General features: G+C 70.2%; 2 protein-coding genes. One reads left to right on the top strand and one right to left on the bottom strand.

Annotation, left to right across the window (positions count from 1 at the left end; genetic code table 11):
- Positions 1 to 251 precede the first annotated feature (251 nt).
- Positions 252 to 518, bottom strand: coding sequence for a hypothetical protein (locus AC3WLN_RS07075; protein ID WP_492480340.1), 267 nt, complete (start codon positions 516 to 518; stop codon positions 252 to 254).
- A 380-nt stretch (positions 519 to 898) separates the two neighbouring features.
- On the opposite strand from AC3WLN_RS07075, the gene AC3WLN_RS07070 reads away from it, so the two are divergent.
- A partial coding sequence (locus AC3WLN_RS07070) for an MFS transporter (protein ID WP_492480339.1) occupies positions 899 to 2,164 on the top strand: 1,266 nt, incomplete at its 3' end.

The raw sequence follows: 2,164 nt of genomic DNA, 5'->3' as shown, positions 1-2,164 counted from the left end.
GCAGGAAGCGCCCGCGGCACGACGCGACCCGCCGCGGCGGAGGCCGGGCGGGTCGGTGTGGGGCGGGCGCCGGGGCTTACAGGTTGAGGAGGGCCTGGGCCGATCCGACGATGGTGAAGACGAGGCCGCCGGCGAAGGCGGCGACCATGGCGTAGGAGAAGCCTCTCAGAAGCATGGCGGGTTCTCTCTCCTGTTGTCTGTGTTGTGCTGTCTGTCTTGCCGGATGTCCGTCCTGTCGCTTCCGGCTCGGATCAGCAGCGGTTCCCGCCCGAGGTCTGGCCGTACTGCTGGGTGGGGAAGTTCTGCTGATTGGCGTTGCCCTCGGCGGCCGAGCTCATCGGGCAGTGCTGGGGGTTGCGCAGGGGTGCGACGCCGCGCAGCTCGAGCGAGCCGGTCGTCTCGACGTCGTAGGGCGAGAAGCCGGTGTAGCGGGACGGCCTTTCGAAAGCCATGGCGGACGAGATCGGAGCAACGCCAAGGACGAGGGCGGTGGCGAGGGCGGCGATACGGGTCTTCATTGTGGCTTACGGGCTCCTTTACAGTACGAACCGGTGTGTTTGATTCGTTTCATCTGTCTGAACCCAATATGGGGTCTCGTTCTCCGCCATGACGTGCGGTCAGGCACGCGAGAAACAGGATTAACTCTCCGGTCGCGAGACGTAGCTCCGCGTCTGTCTGGATGCATCATGAATACATCTTGGACATAGTCGTCATCGCCTTCGCGGAAGTCCCTCCGGATTCGCCGGTGCCGAGGCGATACGGTTCTCCTCCGAACGCCATTTTCCGGATACGGCTGTCGTCCTCCCTCCCGCACATCCGGCCGGCAGGGTGACGTGCCGCGGGCGCTTCGGCTAAGGGATTTCGCGGCACGCTGCAGGGGCGGGCGAGGATCGAATCGATGCCCGCGAGGCCGCCGAGCCTGCAGGATGCGCGTTGGCGGCTCGCCCTGTTCACGCTGCTCTACCTCTACCAGGGGATCGTCGCGGGCTTCGCCCTGACGGCTCTGGCCAATCATTTCGCCGCCGCGGGCGCCTCGACAGTGGAGGTCGGCCGCCACCTGGCGATCGTCGGCCTGCCCTGGGTGCTGCAGCCCCTGCTCTGGGGTCCGCTGATCGATCGTGCCACGCCCGACCGCATGGGGCCGCGCCGGCGCTGGCTCGTCCTCGCCCTGGCCGGCGCGCAGGCGAGTCTCTCCGGCCTGCTCCTCCTTGGCGCGCATCCGGGTCTGACGGCCGTCAGCGTCGTGCTCCTCCTGCACAGTCTGTGCGCCTCCCTCGCCGATACCGCCACCGACCGCCTGATCGCCGGCAGCGTGCCGGCGGGCGAACTGGGGCGCACCAGCGCCGGCACGCGCGCGGGTTTCGTGATCGGAAGTGCTGCCGGAACCGCGATCTTCGCCTGGGTTCTCGACGCCGGAGGTTTCCAGGCCGCGGCCGGAACGCTGCTCGCCCTGACCACGCCGCCCGCCCTGGCGGCCGTCCTCGTGCGCGAGACGCCACAGGACCGCATCCTCTCACTCCGATGGCGCACCTCCACGCCCGGGGCCGCGCCGTCGCGGCTGGCGGAGGCGATCTCCTTCGCGCGTGGCCTCGCGGCCGCCTTCCGGAACCGCGACGCGGCGATCCTTCTGGCGATGTGCTTCGCCATCGATTTCGCCCTCGCGTTGTTCCAGGTGCCCTTCGCCGTCGCGCTCGTGCAGGTCCATGGCTGGGACGCGGGCGACCTCTCGCGCCTGCAGGCCCTGCTCGCGCTCGTGGGCGGAACCCTCGGTGCGGTGGGCATCGGCACAGCCGTCGACCGGCTCGGCCCCGGAAAATGCCTGCGTGCGCTGCTGTTTGCCTGCGCCGTGGCGTTCGCCGGCGCCGGCGGATTGATCGCGGTCGGGCTCGAGGCCGCGACCGGCCCCTTCATCCTGGGGCTGGCCAGTGTCGTGCCGGCGCTCCTCTACGTCGCCCTGCTGCCGACCGTGCTCCTGGCCAGCCGCGCGGGCGGCGCCTCCGCCACCCAGTTCCAGATCTACATGGCGGCGATGAATCTCGGCGACGTCGCCGGCTCGGCCCTGGCCGGCGCCCTGGCCGCCGCGGTGGCTCCCACCCTCGTCGCCCTCGGCGTCGCGGTGCTGTTCCTGACCTGCGCCCGCGCCGCGCGGACGCAGGTCAGGAAC

Source organism: Methylobacterium sp. FW306-05-D, from assembly GCF_058782155.1.
Note: the sequence above shows the minus strand (reverse complement) of the source record. Positions and strands in the feature narration are given on the sequence as shown.